This is a genomic window from Kribbella rubisoli (assembly GCF_004217145.1).
In the GTDB taxonomy this organism is placed as follows: domain Bacteria; phylum Actinomycetota; class Actinomycetes; order Propionibacteriales; family Kribbellaceae; genus Kribbella; species Kribbella rubisoli.
Genome location: NZ_SHKR01000001.1, coordinates 151,622 through 169,769, shown reverse-complemented (window position 1 = coordinate 169,769; position 18,148 = coordinate 151,622). Strand labels below are relative to the sequence as shown.

Below are 18,148 nucleotides of genomic sequence, written 5' to 3'. Positions count from 1 at the left end.
AGGACGAGGAGAGACGGCCAGATGCCTGACGCTGTGTCTGATGACGGGACAGAGATCGACGAGTTCGCGCGGCTGTTCACGCGGTTCCTGGAGCGGATGCAGGTGAGCGGGCAGCGGAGCAGCCGGGAGAGTCTGCGGGACCGGCTCCGGGAGCATCTCGGCGTCGACCCCGAGCAGGTGCCGGTGGTGTCGTCGAGCTTCCCGCCGTACGACCTGCCGAACGTGCAGCGGGCGATCGAGGCGTGGTTCGACTCGTTCGAGGTGGTCGGGCTGGCCGGGTCGAACCGCGGGCATCACTCGCTCGGTGAGCTGCTGGAGCTGGCGGAGTACGACCGGTTCGGGATCGGGGCGGTCGACTACCAGCGGCTCCAGATCGATGTCGACGAGGAGATGGACTGCGTCGCGTTCGGGTTCTACCTCGGGGTGCGGGGCGAGGATCGGTACGTCGCGTTGCTGCGGGCGGCGAATCCGCAGTACGGGCGGTCGAGCGTGGACCTCGAGATCCTGGCGGTGGAGAAGGCGGCCGGGGATCGGTTCCTCGGGGCGCTGCCTGAGCTGATCCGGGAGCACAACGTGTTCCGCGGGAAGGTGGTGTCGTTCGAGGGGCACGAGTTCGGGCAGGGGGTCGGGCCGTTCCGGCTGCATCCGCGGCCGGGGATCACGCGTGCGGACGTCGTCCTGCCGGAGGGGGTGCTCGAGCGGATCGAGCGTGAGGTCGTCGGGATCGCGGCGCATCGGGAGACGCTGCTGGCCGCGGGGCAGCACCTGCGGCGGGGCGTCCTGCTGTACGGGCCGCCCGGCACCGGGAAGACCCATACCATACGGTATGTCCTGTCGCAGTTGCCGGAGTTCACGGTCGTGCTGCTGGCGGGGACGAGCATCCACTTCATCTCGCAGGCGTGTGCGTTGGCGCGGATGTTGCAGCCGGCACTCGTCGTACTCGAGGACTGCGATCTCGTCGCCGAGGCGCGGGACTACTCACACGGCTCCGAGAATCCGCTGCTGTTCCAAGTACTGAATGAGATGGACGGGTTGGCGCAGGACGCGGACGTGGCGTTCCTGCTGACCACGAACCGGGCGGACCTGCTCGAGCCGGCGCTGGTGCAGCGGCCGGGGCGGGTGGACATGGCCGTCGAGGTGCCGCTGCCGGACGCCGAAGGGCGAGGTCGGCTGCTGCGGCTGTACGGGCCTGGGCTGGAGCTTCCGGCCGAGCTGGTCGACGAGATCGTCGAGCAAACGGCTGGTACGACGGCATCGTTCATGAAGGAACTCGTACGCCGCACGGTCCTACTCGCCGCGGAGGCCGGGCAGGCGCCGGCCGCGGATCACCTCCGTGCCGCGGTCGCAGAGCTCCTGTCCTCCCGCGACACCCTGACCCGCCGCCTACTCGGCGCAACAGGCGGCGAGCTTCGCGACGGAGAGGTAGGGGCCGAGGGTGGGCCGGGACGGGAGGCGGGCGCGGGAGCCGAGCCCGGGCTTGCCGGGCCGGGCGGCGCGTCGGGTGTGTTGCCTCGGCGGGGGCCGATGCCGGGGGTGTACAAGGGGTTTATTGGGTGAAGTAGGTGGCCAGGTGGTTGAGCATGGTGGCTACGCCGGGTTTGATCGGGGCTTGCCGTTCGTCGGTGAGGCCGGTGCTGCGGTAGTCGAGTTGCGTCTTGCCGTCAGGTAGACCTGACAGGTCGACGGTGATCTCCTCCTCGGCGGGGTCGTCGAAGTACACGACCAGGTGGTGCGGCAGGTCGAGCTCGCCGTAGCGGAGTGTGAACGGGACCTCGACATCCGCCTCGCCGACGAAGACGGCCGAGATCAGGCCGCCCGGTCGCACGTCGAGCGTGACGCGGTCGGAGGGCGTGGTGAAACCTTCGGCGAGGAACCAGGCCGCGAACGGCTCGGCCTCGGTGAACGCGCGGACGACCTCGGCGGGCGGGGCGTCGACGACCTGCTGCAACGTGAACATGATCAGAACCTCCAGTGTGGATGACTCGATCACTGTGCCTGGAGGCGTTTACGGTTTGCTTTCGGTCGGCAGCTGGTCGGCGTAAACCTCGGCCCAGTCGCCCAGCGCGCGGATCGGTACCAGCAGGTCCTTGCCCGCGGTCGTCAACGAGTACTCGACCCGCGGCGGCGCTTCGGCGTACCGACGGCGTTCGACCAGGCCGTTGTGCTCGAGGCGGCCTCCTTCAGCCGGGCGATCGCGTTCGACCACCGGACGTCTGAGGGGTCAACCCCTCAGATGGTCGGTTTGTCTGTCTGTACGCGGGGTGTCAACCGGCGAGGTCAGGGGTTGACCCCTGAGACGTGCGGCGAGCGTCCGCTGCTCGTACGGCGTGGAACCGTCAGAGACCCCCTAGTCGAGACAGAATTCGTTGCCCTCGATGTCCTGCATGTTCTGGCACGACTCGTTGACGCCGTCGTACCGCAGCAGCAGCCCGCGCGTCGCGCCGAGCGCTTCCAGTCGCACACATTCGGCCTCGAGGACCGCCAGCCGCTCTTCACGCACGAGCCCGGTGCCCACCCGTACGTCGAGATGCACGCGGTTCTTCACGACCTTGCCCTCGGGCACCCGCTGGAAGAACAACCGCGGTCCGACACCCGTGGGGTCGACACATGCGAACGCCGCGCCCTGACTCTCCGCCGGCAACGACTGGTCGAACTCGGTCCAGCTGTCGAAGCCCTTCGGCGGCGGCGGTACGACGTACCCCAGCACCTCGCACCAGAAGCGAGCGACGCGCTCCGGATCCGCGCAATCGAAGGTGACCTGGAACTGCTTCACGGACGACATCGGCCCAGCATAGACACCGGAAGGTGCGCATCGGACTGTCTACCGTCGGACCATGCGAATAGGAACACTGGGCAACGGGCTGATGGCCGAAGCGCTGGCCGGCCACTGGGTGAAGGCAGGTCACGACATGATGATCGGCGGCCGCGATCCGGAGCGCGCCGCGGAGGTCGCCAAGCGAATCGGCGCTGCGGCGGGATCGCTGGCCGAGGCGGCGGCGTACGGCGAGGTGGTGCTGCTCGCCGTACCGGCAGAAACAGCGGTGGAGGTGGCGAAGATCGTGCCGCCGGGGCGGACGCTGATCGACTGCACGAATGCCTTGGACCACAGGGATTTCACGTTGGCGCAACCGGCGACGGCCGAGGCGATCAACCACGCGGTCCCGAGTGTGCAGGTAGTAAAAGCGTTCAACCTGGCGGCGGACGCGGTCTGGCGGAACCCGCCGGCCAACCTCGGTGTGCCCATCTGCGGTGACGGCCAACTCGACCTAGTTGCGGAGCTGGTGCGAGACGTCGGCTGTGTGCCGGTCGCCGCCGGCGGGTTGGTACGGGCAAAGTTGCTGGAGGCAACGGCTGCGCTGGCGATCGCGATCTTGGTCGGCGGGGGAGATGTCCGCGGCATGTTCCCGGCGCTAGCCGACGCATTCGGGACGGCTCTGCCGGGCCAGTCCTAGGCTCCAGGCCGGGAACAGCAGATACGTCCCGGCCCAGCTGAAGTCGGCCAGGTAGGTCCACGCCGGAGCCGTCTCCAGGACGTCGAGGCCCCTGAAGATCCCAGGTACGCCGACGAGCCCGAGCACCATCACCGCGCCGGCAATCAACCCCGTCCGACGCATCAGTGCTGTGGCCGGGCGGCTGATCCCCACCAACCAGACCCCGATCAGCCCGAATCCGGAACTCGACCAGGTAGTACCCGGTGATGTTGCCGACCACGAGCACTGTGCCCACGATCGTCAGCACCGCGCCGACCCCGGCAAGACCTATCAACACACCGGACAGCCGGGACGCCCCAGTTCGAAGGAGCCACGCCAGGGCGAAGCTGAGGATGCCGAAGAGGGCATTGCCGAAGTCGTTGATGGTTCCGAAGGGACCGCCGACGGCGAAGAAGACGAGCAGACAGACGCACGTAGCGAAGCCCACGAAGCTATGGGCCATCGCCACCAACGGCAGGCTGGATCTAGCGCTCACCCTCGGATGATCGCGCAAAAAGCAGGTTCAGGTCAGCCTGCGGGATCTGGTCGGCGGCGAAGCCGATCGTGCCCTTCGTGGCCAGTTCCTCCGCGCTCCGGCGGACGAACCCGAGTGCTGCCCGCGCAATACTCCCGCCGAGGCTGATCCGCGTCACCCCGGCAGCCTGCAGGTCGGCAACCGTGAGTGTCGACGTACCGAGGCCGATCACCACGTTGAGCGGCCCGTCGATCTCCTGCACCAGCAGGCGAATCGCGTCCGGATCGTTCACGCCGGGCACGTACAGGCAGTCCGCACCCGCCGCACGGAACCGGTTGGCGCGATCGATCGAGTCCGCCAGCGACGTCGGCGTACGCAGCAACTGCCCGTCCGTCCGCGCCGTCAGCACGAACTCGGACCCCGCCGCCTCCCGCGCCGCCGCGATCCGCTCGACCGCGAGCTCGACGTCGTACAGGTCCCGCCCGTCGAAGTCCTCGATGTTGCCGCCCGCCAGCCCGGCCTCGCGGGCCAGCGTGATCGTGTCCGCGACCCGCGCCGGCTCAGCGCCGTACCCGTCCTCGAGGTCCCCGTTCACCGGTACGGCGCTCACCGCCGCGATCTCGCGCACCCGCTCGAACATCGCCTCCCGCGACACCGCCGGCGCCCCGTCGGGCAGCGTGTGATCGCCCTTCGCCATCGAGAACGCGATCCCCGCACTCGTCGTCGCGATCGCCGGGAACCCGGCCGCCACGAGGATCACCGCACTCCCGGCATCCCACGCATTCGGCATCACGAACGGAGAGGCATGCAACTCGCGAAACGTCATGCGCCGAGTCTGTCACTCCGACGCTTCGGTGCCCGCCGAACTACGACAGCTTCGAGGCCGCTGCTTCGTCCAGGAGCCAGAGGGTCCGGTTCTGGCCCTTCGGGTGGGCAGCGGGGACGTCGCCTTCGGCCAAGGCAGTTGCGACCGCGTCCGCCTTGTCCTCGCCGGACACCACGAACCAGACTTCGCGCGCCCGGTCGAGCAACGGCACGGTCAGCGAGATCCGGGTCGGCGGCGGCTTGGGGGAGTCGTGCACCGCGACCGCCGCGACGTCCACGACCGTGAGCTGCGGATACCCCGGGAACAACGACGCCACATGCCCGTCAGGCCCGACCCCGAGCATCAGTACGTCGAACGTCGGCGAACCGGCGGCCTCGAGCTCGGCGGCGTACGCCGCTGCCGCAGCCTCCGCGCCCTGCCCGGTGTCGGCAGGCATCGGGTGTACTCGCGCCGGGTCGACGTCCAGCTCGGACAGCAGAGCGTCCCGCGCCTGAGTCTCGTTGCGCTCGGGGTCGCCGTCGGGCAGGAAGCGTTCGTCGCCCCACCAGAACTCGACCCGCTGCCAGTCGACCTCGACCCGCGCCGGCGAACCTGCCACGGCGCGGTACACGACGGCGGCCACTCGGCCGCCGGTGAGGACGACCTGCGCGACCCCACCGGTGCTCTGAGCGTCGGCGATCGCCGTGATCAATCGCTCGGCCACCGAGAACGCCAGGTCCTCGGCGTCGGAATGGATCAGCAGCTCCGGATCGATCGTCATCGCTTCGCCACCCGCTTGCTCCCGGCAACCTTCTTGCCCACAGTCTTCCTGGCACTCGTCGTCTTGGCACTCGTCGACTTGGCCGCGGACTTCCGCGCAGCTGTCTTCTTGGCAACCGTCTTCTTGGCAACCGTCTTCTTGGCCGCGGCCTTCTTCGCGGAGTCCGGCTTCTTCTGTGCCGCGACCACCTGCTTACCGGCCGCGGTCACGCTCGCGGCCGCCGACTTCCGGGCGGTCGCGTCGACCTTCTTCTCGGCCGCCGGCATCTGATCCCGCTCGACCATGCACGCCAACGTCTTCGCGTACACGTCATCAGGATCGAGCCGCCGCAGTTCCTCGCTCAGCAGCTCGGACGTCGTACGCCGCTTCAGCGCCACCGGGCGATCCGGCTGACCCGGCACGCTGAACGTCGCCACCGCGCCGTCCGGCCGCGTCAACGCGATCGGCCCGGACGGGGTGAACAGCCGCACAGCGGTTACGCCCGGCCCGCGCGAATTCCGCTGCTCCACCGGCACCTTGAGCCGCGACTGCAGCCACGCAGCCATCAGGTCCGCGCTCGGGTTCCCCTTGGCGGCCGCAACCTCGGCCCCGGTCACCTTCGTCGGGTACTGATCCAGGGCCGCGGCCATCAGCGCACGCCACGGCGTCAACCGCGTCCATGCGAAGTCGGTGTCGCCGGGCTTGTAGCCCTCGGCCCGCGCACTGAAGTCGATCGAAGCCCGTCGCGTCGAAGCAGCATCCGTCACGCGACGCCGACCGAGCCGGCCCAGCGGGTCGTCGGCCGGAACCTTCGGCCCGCCGCCCGGCCACCAGACGATGACGGGGGAGTCGGGCAGCAGCAGCGGCGTGATGACGGACTCCGGCACCTTCGCCAGCTCACCGTGCAGCCGCAGCAGCACGGCCTCGCCGGGGATGCCCTCGCCGACGCGCACTTCCGCGTCCAGCCCCGTGGCGCCGCGGCCGGGCCGCAGGATCGCGACCAGGACGCGGGACGGGTGTTCGCGACCGGCCTCGTTCGCGGCCTTCATCGCGTCGTGGTGGGACGCCTCGTCGACGACGACCACGATCGTGCCGACCATGCCCATCGCCGGCGATCCCGCGTGCCGGCGGGCCTTCAGCAGCGCCGAGGCGATCTCGCTCGACGTCGTGTCGGTCAGGTCGATGATCATGGCCGCCTCCAGGCACGCCCGTCGCGAGCGAGCATCTCGTGCGCCGAGTCCGGGCCCCAGTGGCCGGAGGGGTACTGCTCCGGTTTGCCGTGCCGGGCCCAGTAGTCGAGCACCGGGTCGAGGATCTTCCAGCCCAGCTCGACCTCGGTGTGCTGCGGGAACAGCGGCGGATCACCGAGCAGTACGTCGAGGATGAGCCGCTCGTACGCCTCGGGGGAGGATTCGGTGAACGAACCGCCGTACTGGAAGTCCATGTTGACGTCGCGGATCTCCATCGTCGTCCCGGGCACCTTGGCGCCGAAGCGGATGGTGATGCCTTCGTCCGGCTGGATCCGCAGGACCAGTGCGTTCTGGCCGAGCTCTTCGGTCTCGGTCTTGGTGAACGGCAGGTGCGGCGCGCGCTTGAACATCACCGCGACCTCGGTCACCCGGCGTCCCAGCCGCTTGCCGGTCCGCAGGTAGAACGGCACGCCCGCCCAGCGGCGCGTGTCGACGTCGACGCGCAGGGCGGCGAACGTCTCCGTGGCCGACGTAGCCGGGATGCCGTCCTCCTGGAGGTATCCCTTGACCTTCGCGCCACCGGCCCAGCCGGCCGCGTACTGACCGCGGGCGCTGTGCAGGTCCAGACGCTCCGGCAGTTGCACCGCGGCCAGGACCTTCTTCTTCTCCTGGCGCAGCGACCAGGCGTCGAAGCTGACCGGCTCCTCCATCGCGACCAGCGCGAGCAGTTGGAGCAGGTGGTTCTGGATCACGTCGCGGGCGGCGCCGATGCCGTCGTAGTACCCGGCGCGGCCGCCGATGCCGATGTCCTCGGCCATCGTGATCTGGACGTGGTCGACGTAGTTGCTGTTCCAGATCGGCTCGAACATCTCGTTGGCGAACCGCAACGCCAGGATGTTCTGGACCGTCTCCTTGCCCAGGTAGTGGTCGATCCGGAAGACCGCCTCGGGCGGGAACACGGACTCGACCACGCGGTTCAGCTCGCGAGCGCTCTTCAGGTCGTGGCCGAACGGCTTCTCGATCACGACCCGCCGCCACGAGCCGGGCTTCTCGTCGGTCAGCCCGTGCTCGGACAGCTGCCGCACGACCTCCGGGAACAACCCCGGCGGGATCGACAGGTAGAACGCGTGGTTGCCGCCCGTACCGCGGGTGACGTCGAGTTCGTCGACCGTCTCGCGCAACCGCTCGAACGCCACGTCGTCGGTCAGGTCGCCCGGCACGAACCGGAAACCCTCGGAGAGCTGCTGCCAGACCTCCTCGCGGAACGGGGTCCGGGCGTGCTCCTTCACCGAGTCGTGCACGATCTGGGCGAAGTCCTGGTTGGTGTAGTCGCGGCGCGCGAACCCGACCAGGGCGAAACCGGGGGGCAGCAGCCCCCGGTTCGCCAGGTCGTAGACCGCCGGCATCAGCTTCTTGCGGGCCAGGTCGCCGGTGACCCCGAAGATCACCAGGCTGCACGGCCCCGCGATCCTCGGCAGCCGCCGGTCCTGCGGATCCCGCAGCGGGTTCCGGTGCGGCGTGATGTCGCCCGGCCCTTCGTCGAGCTCAGCGGTCATTGCCCGCTTCCTCCCCGTGCTTTTAGTTGCCGAACAACGACAGGAGCTGCTGTACGCCGTTCGCCACGTCGGTCAGGTGCAGACGCAGGACCGGACGCCCGCGCTCCGCCAGTACTCCGGCGTCGCCGGCTGCCTGCGCCGTGATCAACGTACCGAAACTGAACGGCCGATCCGGGATCTCCACATCGGTCGCGTGTGCCCCGGTGATCTGCAAGTACACGCCCTCCGGGTGTCCGCCCTTGTGGTACTGACCGGTCGAGTGCAGGAACCGCGGCCCCCACCCGAAGGTCACCGGACGACCGGTCTTGGTCGCCAGCGCCGGCCGTACGCCGAACAGGTCGGCGTCCCGCTCGGAGTCCAGGTACGCCATCACTGCGACGTACCCCTTCGCGTCGAGCTTGCCGAGCAGCGCGTCCACCGCGCCCTTCAGCGAGTCGACGCCGTCCAGCAGACCCTCGGACCCACGGACCTCGACTGCGCCCTCGGTGAAGGCGGCCGCCTCCGGCTTCGGCTGCGCGTCGAGCAGACCGCGCGCGGCCTTCTTCGCGCTCTCCACATCGGGCTGGTCGAACGGGTTGATGCCGAGCAGGTAGCCCGCCACCGCCGTCGCCGTCTCCCAGAGCAGCATCTGCCCGCCGAGCGAGCCCGACGTCAGTGCCGTCGGCACGCCGCTCGTCGCCTTCTCCGCCAGCAACGCATTGGTCAGGTCAGCCGCCTCGCTGCGCAGCTCCGGCGCGCCGACCTCGACCGCGACCGGCAGGACGCCGGTGCCTAGCTTGCCGGTGCTCTCCGCGATCAGCTGCTCGGCCCAATCCGGGAATCCGACGATGTCGGACCCGTCGGCCGTGATGATCGCCTTGTCCCGACCCTCGCTCGCCGCGAGCACAGCACCCAGCCAGAGCGCCGGGTTGTCGGTCGAGTCGGCCTGGAGCTCCGGCGCCGCCTCGGCCGCCTGGTCGAGCAGCTCGGCGATGTCCGCGCCGGCCAGACCGGACGGCACCAGGCCGAACGCCGTGAGTGCGCTGTACCGGCCGCCCACGTTCGGGTCGGCCAGGAACGTCTTGCGGTAGCCCTCGTCCGCCGACAGCTTCTCGAACGGCGAACCCGGGTCGGTCACCACGACGACCCGCGACGCGGCGTCGATACCCGCGTCCTGGAACGCCTTGATGAACGTACGCCGGTGGCTGTCCGTCTCGACCGTCCCGCCGGACTTGCTGGACACGACGATCACGGTCTTCGAGAGGTCACCCGCCAGTGCCCGCGCGACCACGCTCGGGTCGGTCGAGTCCAGCACGACGAGTTCGACGCCCGCCGTACGGGTGATGACCTCGGGCGCCAGCGACGAACCGCCCATGCCGGACAGGACGATCCGGTCCAGGCCCTCGGACCGCAGGTCGGCCTGCAGGGCCTCGATCTCGGCCAGCAGCGGACGCGAGGTGTCGTGCAGGTCGACCCAGCCGAGCCGGATCGACGCTTCGTGCTCGGCGTCCGGGCCCCAGATCGTCGCGTCCTTCGCGGCGATCCGGGAGGCGATCTTCTCGGCGACCAGCTTGTCGACGACCTCTGCCCAGTCGCCGTTCTGCGTGCTGACCTTCGGAGCACTCACTTGGCCGCGCCCTTCAGGGCCGCCGTGACGGTGTCCTGCAGCTCGGACCAGGAGGCGTCGAACTTGGCCACGCCCTCGTCCTCGAGCAGCTGCACGACCTCGTCGTAGGAGATGCCCAGCTTCTCCAGGTCCTCGATCACCTTGCGGTCGCCGGCGTAGTCGCCGCGGACCGTGTCGCCGGAGAACGAGCTGTGCTCCTCGACCGCCTTGATCGTTGCCTCAGGCATCGTGTTGACGACGCCCTTGGTGACCAGGTTGTCGACGTACAGCGTGGGCGAGTACGACGGGTCCTTGGTGCCGGTGGAGGCCCACAGCGGGCGCTGCGGCTTGGCGCCGGCGGTCTCGAGCTCGCGCCAGCGGTCGGTGTCGAAGATCTCCTCGTACGCCTCGAACGCGAGCCGCGCGTTGGCGATCGCGGCCTTGCCCTTCAGCGCCTTCGCCTCGTCGGTGCCGATCGCGTCCAGCCGCTTGTCCACCTCGGTGTCCACCCGGCTGACGAAGAACGACGCGACGCTGGCCATCTTGGTCACGTCGTGGCCGTTGTCGATGGCCTGCTCCAGGCCGGCGAGGAACGCGGCCACGACCGCCTTGTACCGGTCGAGGGAGAAGATCAGCGTCACGTTCACGCTGATGCCGGCGGCCAGCGTCTCAGTGATCGCGGGCAGGCCCTCCTTGGTGGCGGGGATCTTCACAAAGACGTTCTCGCGGCCGACGATGTCCCACAGCAGCTTGGCCTGCTCGACGGTCTTCGCGGTGTCGTGCGCCAGCGTCGGCTCGACCTCGATCGACACCCGGCCGTCCTGGCCCTCGGAGTCGTCGTACGCCGGCTTGAACACGTCGGCCGCGTCCCGGACGTCGTCGGTGGTGATGACCCGGATCGCCTCGTCGGTCGAGACGCCCTGCGAGGCCAGGTGGGCGACCTTCTCGGCGTACGCGTCGGCGTCGGAGATGGCCTTGGCGAAGATGGTCGGGTTCGTGGTCACACCGACCACGTGCTTGTCCTCGATCAGCGCCTGCAGGCTGCCGCTGGTCAGCCGCTCGCGGGACAGGTCGTCGAGCCAGATGGAGACACCCGCGTCGGCGAGTGCTTTCAAGCGATCGTTCATGTGTCCGATGCCTTCTTCCGAAGTGTTCTGTGTGGGTATCTTCAGCTGGCGTCGGCCGGTCCGACCGGTCCGGCGGCGGCGCGTCCGGGCGGCACGCCCGGTCCGCTGATCTGGGCGGCCACGGCGATGCTGTCCTTGGCGGCCTGGACCACCGCGTCGGTGGTGATGCCGAACTCGTCGTACAGCGTCTGGTACGCCGCGGAGGCGCCATAGTGCTCCAGGCTCACGCTGCGGCCGGAGTCGCCGACGATGTCGTGCCAGCTCTGCGCGATCCCGGCCTCGACCGAGACCCGGGCGCGGACGTCGGCCGGGATGACCGACTCGCGGTACGCGTCGTCCTGCTCGTCGAACCATTCGCGCGAGACCATCGAGACCACGCGGGCGTTGACGCCTTCCTCGGCCAGCTTGGCCCGCGCCTCGACGGCGAGCTGGACCTCGGAACCGGTGCCGATCAGTACGACGTCCGGCGTGCCATCGGTGTCGAGCAGCACGTAGGCGCCCTTGTGGACGTTCTCCGTGGTGGCGTACCCGTCCGTGCCGCGGGGGAACGTCGGCACGTTCTGCCGGGTCAGCACGAGGCCGGCCGGGCGGTCGGTGTGCTCGAGGATCGTGGCCCACGCGGCGGCCGTCTCGTTAGCGTCACCGGGGCGGACGACGTCCAGGCCCGGGATCGCCCGCAGTGCCGACAGGTGCTCGATCGGCTGGTGCGTCGGACCGTCCTCGCCGAGGCCGATCGAGTCGTGCGTCCAGACGTAGGTGACCGGCAGCTTCATCAACGCGGCCAGCCGGACCGCCGGGCGCATGTAGTCGGAGAAGACCAGGAACGTACCGCCGTACGGGCGGGTCAGGCCGTGTAGGGCGATGCCGTTCATCACCGAGCCCATGGCGTGCTCGCGGATGCCGAAGTGCAGCACCCGGCCGTACTCGTTGCCCTGGAACTCCTTGGTGGCGAACTCCGCCGGGATGAAGGACGGCTGGCCCTTCGGGGTGGTGTTGTTCGAGCCGGCCAGGTCGGCCGAACCGCCCCACAGCTCCGGCAGCTCCGGCGCCAGCTTCGTCAGCACGTCACCGGAGGCGGCGCGGGTGGCCACACCCTTGGCGTCGGCGTCCCAGCTCGGCAGCGCATCCTTCCAGCCGGCCGGCAGCTCACGCTTCGACAGGCGGTCGAGCAGCGCGGCGCCGTCGGGGTTCGCGGCCTTCCACTCGTCGAACTTGCCGCTCCACTCGGCCTCGAGGGCCTTACCGCGGTCCAGCGCCTCGCGGGTGTGCGCGAGGACGTCGTCGGCGACCTGGAACGACTGCTCCGGGTCCCAGCCGAGGACCTTCTTGGTCGCGGCGACCTCGTCGGCGCCGAGCGCCGAGCCGTGGATCTTGCCGGTGTTCTGCTTGTTCGGGGCCGGCCAGCCGATGATCGTGTGCAACCGGATGAAGCTGGGCTTGTCGGTGACCGCCCGGGCCGCCTCGAGCGCGTCGTACAGCGCCTGGACGTCCTCGTGGTAGCCCGTGCCGCCCTGGGTCCAGTCGACGTCCTGGACGTGCCAGCCGTACGCCGCGTAGCGGGCCGCGACGTCCTCGGAGAACGCGATGTCGGTGTTGTCCTCGATCGAGATCTTGTTCGCGTCGTAGATCACCGTCAGGTTGCCGAGCTTCTGGTGACCGGCCAGCGACGACGCCTCGGCCGAGACGCCCTCCTCCAGGTCACCGTCGGACGCGATCACGTAGATGTTGTGATCGAACAAACCCTCGCCCTTGGGCGCGTCCGGGTCGAGCAGGCCGCGCTCACGGCGGGCCGCCATCGCCATGCCGACCGCGTTGCCGACGCCCTGACCGAGCGGGCCGGTGGTGGTCTCGACGCCGGCGGTGTGCCGGTACTCCGGGTGGCCGGGGGTCTTGCTGCCCCAGGTCCGCAGCGCCTTCAGGTCGTCCAGCTCGAGGCCGAAGCCGGCCAGGTAGAGCTGGATGTACAGCGTCAGGCTGGAGTGGCCGGCCGACAGGACGAACCGGTCGCGGCCGGCCCAGTGCGGGTCGGCGGGGTTGTGCCGCATCACCTTCTGGAACAGCAGGTACGCCGCCGGCGCCAGGCTCATCGCCGTACCGGGGTGTCCGTTGCCGACCTTCTCGACCGCGTCCATCGCGAGCACCCGCACGGTGTCGACCGCGCGCTGGTCGAGCTCGGTCCATTCAAGCTTGGTCTTCTCCGTCACGCCGGCGGCGCTCCTCTCGATGGTGGCTTTACGAGTACCCACTCAGGATGAGCCTACTGTGAGCAGGATCGTCAGTTGGGTACCTCTCGACTGTTTGTCAACCGTTCAGCCGAACAGCCTGTTCCCGGCTCGCGGAGGGGGGTGTCGGGACTCTCCTACGGGGCGTCGTAGACTGCTGAATCGTCAGCGCCGGAAGTCCGGCGTCAACCCACTTTGTTCGAGGTGTTCGTGACGGCCGTCGACCCGCGTCCCGCCGCGACGACGTCGTACCCGACGCCGCTGCCGGACGCTACTGCTGCATCAGCTGTAACGGTGAGTCCGACGGTGCGCGACGTGGTGAAGGCGTACGTCGGTCTGACCAAGCCGCGCATCATCGAGTTGCTGCTGATCACCACCGTGCCGGTGATGTTCCTGGCCGCCGGTGGAGTGCCCGGGCTCGAGGTCGTGGTCGCCACCCTGATCGGCGGCATCCTCGCTTCCGGCAGCGCGAACACGATCAACTGCGTGCTCGACCGCGACATCGACGAGCAGATGCGCCGGACCCGGCGCCGCCCGTTGCCGCGGCACGCGGTCAGCCCGCGCTCGGCGACGGTCTTCGGTGTCGTGCTCGGCGTGCTGGCCACGCTGGAGCTCGGCTTCTTCGTGAACTGGCTGTCGTCCGGCCTCGCGCTCGCGGCGAACCTGTTCTACGTCTTCGGCTACACGATGGTGCTGAAGCGCCGGACCGTGCAGAACATCGTCTGGGGCGGTATCGCCGGCTGCTTCCCGACCCTGATCGGCTGGACCGCGGTCACCGGCAAGCTGGCCTGGACCCCGGTCGTTCTGTTCCTGGTGGTGTTCTTCTGGACGCCGCCGCACACCTGGTCGCTCGCGATGCGCTACCGCGAGGACTACGCATCGGTGGACGTGCCGATGCTGCCGGTAGTCGCCACCCCGGTCGCGACCGCGCGGCAGATCATGGCGTACTCCGTTGTCATGGTGATCACGTCGATCGCGCTCTGGCCGGTCGCGGACACCGGGTACGTGTATCCGCTGGCCTCGATCGTGCTCGGTTTCGTGTTCCTCCGCGAGGCTCGCCGGTTGTTGCTCCGGGCCCACACCGGCGCGGATGGCGCCGCCCTGCGGCCGATGCGGCTCTTCCACTTCTCGAATATCTACCTGGCGTTGCTGTTCATCGCAGCGGCCGTCGACCCGCTGCTGCACTAACGGGCAGCGCCTTGACCAGATCGTGACCACGTGTTGCGATGGTCTGGTCTGTGGAGGCGTTTCCACGCCTGGGGAGACACAGTGGCAGGGGGATTCGTATGGGGGTACGAACACGTGTTGCGGCGCTCGCCGCACTAGCACTGGCCGGCTCGTTGCTGGTCGCGGGGCAGGCCGAGGCCGGCGGTCACGGCAGCAGTTTGAAGCCGGTGGCAACAGGTTTGAACGGTCCGCGCGGCGTCTCGACGTACAAGAACCTGGTCATCTACAGCGTGACCGACGGTTCGGTGTATGTGACCGACGGGCACAAGAGCATCAAGCTCGGCAAGGTACCGGGCACGGGCGGGTTCCCGCCGGCGATCGACACGAACAAGTGGGGTACGACGTACGCACTGACCGGTGCGGGCGGCGAACCGGGACAACCGCCGGTGCCGGGCAGTTCGACGCTGTACCGGATGCGGTACGGGAAGCCGGCGGTCAAGGTCGCCGACATCGCGGCGTACCAGGCGCACGACCGGGACCCGTACAACCAGGCCGACTCGCCGACAGAGTCCAACCCGTTCGGTGTCGCGGCCCTGAGCGACGGCACGGTGCTGGTGTCCGATGCCGCGAACAACGATCTGCTGAGGGTGTGGCCGAACGGTCACGTCAAGACGGTCGCGCGGCTCAAGCCACGCACGGTCAAGGTGCCAGCCGGTCTCGGTGACGAGGCTCCGCCGGCCGGTACGCCGTTCGTTGCCGAAGCAGTGGCCACCTCGGTCACGGTCGGCTCCGACGGCTACTGGTACGTCGGTGAACTCCGTGGTTTCCCGGCAACGCCGGGGACGTCGGAGATCTGGCGGATCAGGCCGGGCTCGGTGGGCGCGGTGTGTGACCCGGTCAAGCCGAACAAGGGCAACTGCCAGCGGTACGCCGACGGTTACACGTCGATCGTCGACCTGGCCGGCGGTCCGCGCGGCACGCTCGCGGTGGTCGAACTGGACAAGGCGAGTTGGCTGAAGTTCGAGATGAGCGGCCCGACGCACGGTGGGCTGTTCCTGCAGTACCCGGGCAGGAACCACCGCGGTGGGTACGTCCGGGAGCTGGTGAAGGATCAGCTGACGCTGCCAGGCGGAGCGGGCTTCAACCGGTGGGGCGAGCTGTTCGTCTCCGCACCGGTCTTCGGTCCAGGCGCCGTCTACAAGGTGCGTTACTGAGATCCAGTGAGGTACGGCGGGACGCCCGTTTCAGGTCGCGGGCGTCCCGCGCTCGCCGTACACGGCCGTGACGAGCGCGATCAGCAAGCCGGCCAGGAACATGTGCACGAGCACGACGCCCCACGGCAGCCCGGTGAAGTACTGCGTGAAGCCGACGGCGCCCTGCAGTACTTCGACGGCCAGCAGCCAGGCGGCCAGCTTGCGCAACGTACGCGAGGTCGCGGTGACCCGGGTCGCGATCACCAACGCGATCGTGATGCCGAGCAACCCGAACACCACGTCCGCGTGCAGCTGACTGACCAGTTCGGGATCGAATCCGTTGCGCCCGGTCTCCGGATCGCCCGAGTGCGGACCGGCGCCGGTGACAATGGTGCCGAGGGCAACAGTCAGCCAGACCGCCACCACACTGGCGGTCGCGAGCGCGCGGACCACCGGGGGAGTGTGCGGGTACGGGCTGGTGCGCGACCGGCGCATCATCGACACCGTCAGCGTGATGATGATCGGCGAGACCAGGAAATGCGCCGACACGATCCACGGGTTCAGGCCGGTGAGCACGCTGATACCGCCGATGACCGCCTGCAGCGGTACGCCGAGGGCCGCCGCCGTCGCGAGCCGGCGCAGGTCGTGGCGCACCGGGCGGTAGCGCATCACGACCAGCCAGGTGCAGATCGCGACCACGCCGACCACGAACCCGAGCATCCGGTTCGTGAACTCGATCGCGCCGTGGTAGCCGAGCGCGGCGTGCGGCACGTAGGAATCGTCCGTGCACGACGGCCAGGTCGGGCAGCCGAGGCCAGAGCCGGTCAGACGGACCAGTCCGCCGGTCACCACGATGCCGATGTTGACCGCTATCGAGGCCCAGCCCCAACGGCGGACCACGTCCAGGCTCGGCTCGGGCACGAGTCGCCAGAAACGGCTGACTTGTTCGGCTTCTCGAGGCGGGGGCTCCGTCGTCATCACCGGGACACTCTAAAGCTCAGTCCCAGCGGAACGTTCGGGACACCAGGTAGCCGAGCACCCCGGCCCACAGTGCCAGGGACAGAGCGGCCGCCCACGGGATCACTCCTTCGACGGTCGAGTTCGCCAGCCCGTTGGCCAGGGCGGCACTCGGCAGCAGGCGTACGACGCTCTGCATGCCGGACGGGTATTCGTCGACGGGCGTCATGATCGCCCCGCCGACCAACAGCAGCAGATACAGCAGGTTCGCGGCGGCCAGCGTGGCCTCCGCACGCAGTACGCCGGCCATCAGCAGACCGAGTGATGCGAAGGCCGCGGTGCCGCACAGGACGGTGAGGATGACGCCGATGACAGCCTGGGCTCCGCCGACCGGCTTCCAGCCGAGCGCGAGTCCGGTGCCCATCAGAACTGCGAGCTGGATCACCTGGACGATGAGGACGGCGCCGATCTTGCCGGCGAGCAGGCCGGTGCGGGACAGCGGCGAGGCGCCGAGTCGTTTGATGACGCCGTACCGCCGCTCGAAACCGGTCGCGATCGCGAGCGAGGTGAACGACGAGGACAGGATGGCCAGGGCGAGCACGCGAGGCACGGCCTGGTCGATCGCCCGGCCGTCACCGAGCGGCAGCCGGTCACCCAGGCCGGTGGCGCCGAGCAGCAGCAGAATGCCGAGCGGGATCACGAGCGCCAGCAGCAACTGCTCGCCGTTGCGGACGAGCAGCTTGAACTCCATCCGCGAATGCGCAAGAACCTTCCGCGGCCACGGCGCACTCCCCGGCTGCGGTGCATACGTGGTCATGAGCGCTCCGGCTTGGCGGTGAGTTCTAGGAAGACGTCCTCGAGGGACTTCTTGTGGTGCTCGGTCAGGTCGTCGGGGGTGCCGGAGGCGATCACCTTGCCGGCCGAGACGACGTGGACCTGGTCGGACAGCTGTTCGGCCTCGTCCATCGCGTGGGTCGTCAGTACGACGGTCACGCCGTCGTCGCGCAGATCGCGGATCACCTGCCAGATCTCGCGCCGGCCGTGCGGGTCCAGCCCGGTCGTCGGCTCGTCGAGGAACGCGATCTCCGGCCGCCCCACGATCGCCAGCGCGAACGACAGCCGCTGCTTCTGACCGCCGGACAGCCGGCGGTACGGCGTCCGGCCGCAGCTGGCCAGGTCGAGGCGCTCCACCAGCATCGCGATGTCGAGCGGGTGGGTGTGCAGCGTCGCGACGTACTTGAGCATCTCGACGGCACGGACGCCGGACCAGGCGCCGCCCTCCTGGAGCATCACGCCGATCCGTGGCATCAACGCGTCGTGATCCGCGATCGGGTCCAGCCCGAGCACCCGGACCCGGCCGGAGTCGGGCCGGCGGAACCCCTCACAGCTCTCCACGGTCGTGGTCTTGCCGGCGCCGTTCGGGCCGAGCACGGCCGTCACCGTGCCGGCGGCTACGGTGAGACTGAGACCGTCGACCGCGGTCTTCTCGCCGTACCGCACGACGAGGTCTTCGATCTCAACCGCAACTGGCACAAACCGCAGCATAGAGAACGCCCCCGAGTGACCTCGCTCACGGTCCGGTCTCGTGCCCCGCGTGGGCGCCCGAACCGGTTAGGGGAGCCTTATTTGAAGGCCCCGGGT

18 protein-coding genes are annotated in these 18,148 nt (G+C 69.2%); 4 read left to right on the top strand and 14 right to left on the bottom strand.

The genetic code is table 11. The features are described from left to right. Positions 1-21 precede the first annotated feature (21 nt). The gene (locus EV645_RS00790; RefSeq protein WP_130438648.1) at positions 22-1,557 is read left to right on the top strand and encodes an AAA family ATPase; all 1,536 of its coding nucleotides are present in this window, start codon (positions 22-24) and stop codon (positions 1,555-1,557) included. On the opposite strand, the gene EV645_RS00785 is transcribed toward EV645_RS00790, so the two are convergent. The 3 genes from EV645_RS00785 to EV645_RS00775 form a co-directional block, all read right to left on the bottom strand. Beyond that, positions 1,547-1,957 carry an SRPBCC family protein gene (locus tag EV645_RS00785; protein WP_130438646.1) on the bottom strand — a complete coding sequence of 137 codons (411 nt, stop codon included), beginning with the start codon at positions 1,955-1,957 and terminating at the stop codon, positions 1,547-1,549. The two genes, EV645_RS00790 and EV645_RS00785, sit on opposite strands and share 11 nt — an antisense overlap. Positions 1,958-2,005: 48 nt before the next feature. Next, a complete protein-coding gene (locus EV645_RS00780; protein ID WP_130438644.1) occupies positions 2,006-2,206 on the bottom strand; it encodes a winged helix-turn-helix transcriptional regulator in 201 nt (66 codons plus the stop codon). Between the two features lie 141 nt (positions 2,207-2,347). Beyond that, positions 2,348-2,782, bottom strand: a complete 435-nt coding sequence (locus tag EV645_RS00775; protein ID WP_130438642.1) for a VOC family protein — start codon at positions 2,780-2,782, stop codon at positions 2,348-2,350. A 52-nt stretch (positions 2,783-2,834) separates the two neighbouring features. Between EV645_RS00775 and EV645_RS00770 the strand changes: the two genes are divergently transcribed. After that, positions 2,835-3,452: an NADPH-dependent F420 reductase gene (locus EV645_RS00770; protein ID WP_130438640.1), complete on the top strand. Its 618-nt coding sequence runs from the start codon at positions 2,835-2,837 to the stop codon at positions 3,450-3,452. On the opposite strand, the gene EV645_RS00765 is transcribed toward EV645_RS00770, so the two are convergent. The 8 genes from EV645_RS00765 to tkt form a co-directional block, all read right to left on the bottom strand. Continuing rightward, complete coding sequence (locus EV645_RS00765) at positions 3,411-3,644, bottom strand: hypothetical protein (protein WP_130438638.1); 234 nt, start codon at positions 3,642-3,644, stop codon at positions 3,411-3,413. The two genes, EV645_RS00770 and EV645_RS00765, sit on opposite strands and share 42 nt — an antisense overlap. 311 nt (positions 3,645-3,955) lie before the next feature. Continuing rightward, positions 3,956-4,771, bottom strand: coding sequence for an isocitrate lyase/PEP mutase family protein (locus tag EV645_RS00760; protein WP_130438636.1), 816 nt, complete (start codon positions 4,769-4,771; stop codon positions 3,956-3,958). A gap of 40 nt (positions 4,772-4,811) precedes the next feature. Then, positions 4,812-5,531, bottom strand: a complete 720-nt coding sequence (pgl, locus tag EV645_RS00755) for a 6-phosphogluconolactonase (RefSeq protein WP_130438634.1) — start codon at positions 5,529-5,531, stop codon at positions 4,812-4,814. Next, positions 5,528-6,700: a glucose-6-phosphate dehydrogenase assembly protein OpcA gene (locus EV645_RS00750; RefSeq protein ID WP_130438632.1), complete on the bottom strand. Its 1,173-nt coding sequence runs from the start codon at positions 6,698-6,700 to the stop codon at positions 5,528-5,530. The genes pgl and EV645_RS00750 overlap by 4 nt, the downstream gene beginning before the upstream one ends. Next, a complete protein-coding gene (gene zwf / locus EV645_RS00745; RefSeq protein ID WP_130438630.1) occupies positions 6,697-8,256 on the bottom strand; it encodes a glucose-6-phosphate dehydrogenase in 1,560 nt (519 codons plus the stop codon). Before zwf ends, EV645_RS00750 begins: the two co-directional genes overlap by 4 nt. 22 nt (positions 8,257-8,278) lie before the next feature. Next, on the bottom strand, positions 8,279-9,862 hold the full coding sequence (locus EV645_RS00740) for a glucose-6-phosphate isomerase (RefSeq protein WP_130438628.1): 1,584 nt from the start codon (positions 9,860-9,862) through the stop codon (positions 8,279-8,281). Further along, on the bottom strand, positions 9,859-10,968 hold the full coding sequence (gene tal, locus EV645_RS00735) for a transaldolase (RefSeq protein ID WP_130438626.1): 1,110 nt from the start codon (positions 10,966-10,968) through the stop codon (positions 9,859-9,861). The genes EV645_RS00740 and tal overlap by 4 nt, the downstream gene beginning before the upstream one ends. Positions 10,969-11,009: 41 nt before the next feature. Further along, complete coding sequence (gene tkt / locus EV645_RS00730) at positions 11,010-13,172, bottom strand: transketolase (RefSeq protein ID WP_130438729.1); 2,163 nt, start codon at positions 13,170-13,172, stop codon at positions 11,010-11,012. Positions 13,173-13,400: 228 nt separating this feature from the next. On the opposite strand from tkt, the gene EV645_RS00725 reads away from it, so the two are divergent. Together EV645_RS00725 and EV645_RS00720 are read left to right on the top strand one after the other, a co-directional pair. Next, positions 13,401-14,378, top strand: coding sequence for a heme o synthase (locus EV645_RS00725; protein WP_130438727.1), 978 nt, complete (start codon positions 13,401-13,403; stop codon positions 14,376-14,378). Between the two features lie 98 nt (positions 14,379-14,476). After that, positions 14,477-15,571, top strand: a complete 1,095-nt coding sequence (locus EV645_RS00720) for a ScyD/ScyE family protein (protein ID WP_157996979.1) — start codon at positions 14,477-14,479, stop codon at positions 15,569-15,571. A 30-nt stretch (positions 15,572-15,601) separates the two neighbouring features. Here EV645_RS00720 and EV645_RS00715 read toward each other — a convergent pair whose 3' ends face one another. Genes EV645_RS00715 through EV645_RS00705 form a run of 3 tightly spaced genes read right to left on the bottom strand, consistent with a single transcriptional unit; the run spans position 15,602 to position 18,040 of the window. Then, positions 15,602-16,528 (bottom strand): COX15/CtaA family protein, encoded by a 927-nt coding sequence (locus EV645_RS00715; protein WP_130438622.1) that lies wholly within the window; start codon positions 16,526-16,528, stop codon positions 15,602-15,604. A gap of 19 nt (positions 16,529-16,547) precedes the next feature. Continuing rightward, the gene (locus EV645_RS00710; protein WP_130438620.1) at positions 16,548-17,324 is read right to left on the bottom strand and encodes an ABC transporter permease; all 777 of its coding nucleotides are present in this window, start codon (positions 17,322-17,324) and stop codon (positions 16,548-16,550) included. After that, positions 17,321-18,040: an ABC transporter ATP-binding protein gene (locus EV645_RS00705; protein WP_242000121.1), complete on the bottom strand. Its 720-nt coding sequence runs from the start codon at positions 18,038-18,040 to the stop codon at positions 17,321-17,323. The genes EV645_RS00710 and EV645_RS00705 overlap by 4 nt, the downstream gene beginning before the upstream one ends. Between the last annotated feature and the right edge of the window lie 108 nt (positions 18,041-18,148).

Excerpts from the sequence above, each read along its gene's own strand:
- EV645_RS00750 (WP_130438632.1), bottom strand. The coding sequence starts at position 6,700 with ATGATCATCGACCTGACCGACACGACGTCGAGCGAGATCGCCTCGGCG.
- EV645_RS00715 (WP_130438622.1), bottom strand. The coding sequence starts at position 16,528 with ATGACGACGGAGCCCCCGCCTCGAGAAGCCGAACAAGTCAGCCGTTTC.
- EV645_RS00710 (WP_130438620.1), bottom strand. The coding sequence starts at position 17,324 with ATGACCACGTATGCACCGCAGCCGGGGAGTGCGCCGTGGCCGCGGAAG.
- zwf (WP_130438630.1), bottom strand. The coding sequence starts at position 8,256 with ATGACCGCTGAGCTCGACGAAGGGCCGGGCGACATCACGCCGCACCGG.
- EV645_RS00785 (WP_130438646.1), bottom strand. The coding sequence starts at position 1,957 with ATGTTCACGTTGCAGCAGGTCGTCGACGCCCCGCCCGCCGAGGTCGTC.
- EV645_RS00770 (WP_130438640.1), top strand. The coding sequence starts at position 2,835 with ATGCGAATAGGAACACTGGGCAACGGGCTGATGGCCGAAGCGCTGGCC.
- tal (WP_130438626.1), bottom strand. The coding sequence starts at position 10,968 with ATGAACGATCGCTTGAAAGCACTCGCCGACGCGGGTGTCTCCATCTGG.
- EV645_RS00775 (WP_130438642.1), bottom strand. The coding sequence starts at position 2,782 with ATGTCGTCCGTGAAGCAGTTCCAGGTCACCTTCGATTGCGCGGATCCG.
- EV645_RS00790 (WP_130438648.1), top strand. The coding sequence starts at position 22 with ATGCCTGACGCTGTGTCTGATGACGGGACAGAGATCGACGAGTTCGCG.
- EV645_RS00760 (WP_130438636.1), bottom strand. The coding sequence starts at position 4,771 with ATGACGTTTCGCGAGTTGCATGCCTCTCCGTTCGTGATGCCGAATGCG.
- EV645_RS00720 (WP_157996979.1), top strand. The coding sequence starts at position 14,477 with ATGGGGGTACGAACACGTGTTGCGGCGCTCGCCGCACTAGCACTGGCC.
- pgl (WP_130438634.1), bottom strand. The coding sequence starts at position 5,531 with ATGACGATCGATCCGGAGCTGCTGATCCATTCCGACGCCGAGGACCTG.